This is a genomic window from Streptomyces sp. NPDC026575 (genome assembly GCF_055567415.1).
The window spans coordinates 1-1034 of sequence record NZ_JBVHQM010000079.1 but is presented as its reverse complement, the minus strand read 5'-3'; the positions used below and the strand labels follow the sequence as shown (position 1 = coordinate 1034).

The following is a 1034-nucleotide window of genomic DNA, read 5'->3' as shown; positions in this document are numbered from 1 at the left end:
GTGGTGCCGGATGTGGTGGTGCTGCGTGTTGGTGGTGGTGCGGGCCCGGAGGTGGTGCGGGCGGAGTGTGTTCGGGTGTTGGGGGTGTTGCAGTCGTGGCTTGTGGAGGAGCGGTTCGCTGAGGCCCGGTTGGTGGTGTTGACGCGGGGTGCTGTGGCGGTGGACGGCGGGAGTGTGAGTGATCTGGCTGGTGCTGCGGTGTGGGGGTTGGTGCGTTCGGCGCAGTCGGAGAATCCGGGCCGTTTCGTGCTGGCCGATGCGGACGAGGGCGATGTTGCGCTGGTGGTGGCTTCGGGGGAGCCGCAGGTGGTGGTGCGTGAGGGTCGGGTGCTTGGTGCTCGGCTGGCGCGGGTGGATGTACGGGAGGGTGTGGCCGGCGCGGAGCCGTTCGGGGATCAGGGCGCTGTGTTGGTGACCGGTGGTACGGGTGGTCTTGGTGCTTTGGTGGCGCGGCATTTGGTGGTGGGTCGGGGTGTGCAGAGGTTGTTGCTGACTAGTCGTCGGGGGTTGGAGGCTCCGGGGGCGGTTGGTTTGGTGGAGGAGTTGGTGGGGCTGGGTGCTGAGGTGGAGGTGGTGGCGTGTGATGTGGCGGATCGGGAGTCGTTGGCGGGTGTGCTGGCGGGGCGTTGTTTGAGTGGTGTGGTGCATCTGGCGGGTGTGTTGGATGATGGGACGTTGGGGTCGTTGTCGCCGGAGCGGGTGGCGGCGGTGTTGCGGCCGAAGGCGGATGCGGCGTGGCATCTGCATGAGCTGACTCGTGGGATGGATCTGTCGGCGTTTGTGTTGTTCTCCTCGGCTGCGGGTGTGCTGGGCGCGCCAGGGCAGGGGAACTATGCCGCCGCCAATGCTTATCTGGATGCGTTGGCGGTGTATCGCCGGGCGCAGGGCCTTGCCGGCCAGTCGCTGGCATGGGGCCTGTGGGAGCAGGACAGTGGCATGGCGGGCGCGCTGGACAGTGCCGATCGGTCGCGGATGTCGCAGGGGGGTGTGCTGCCGCTGTCCGCGGAGGAGGGCCTCGCCCTGTTCGACACCGC

At 68.1% G+C, this 1034-nt stretch carries 1 protein-coding gene; it reads left to right on the top strand.

The window, feature by feature from the left end; translation table 11 throughout:
* Positions 1-1034 (top strand): beta-ketoacyl reductase (locus ACZ4NB_RS38765; protein ID WP_467667762.1); only part of this gene is annotated, 1034 nt, incomplete at both ends.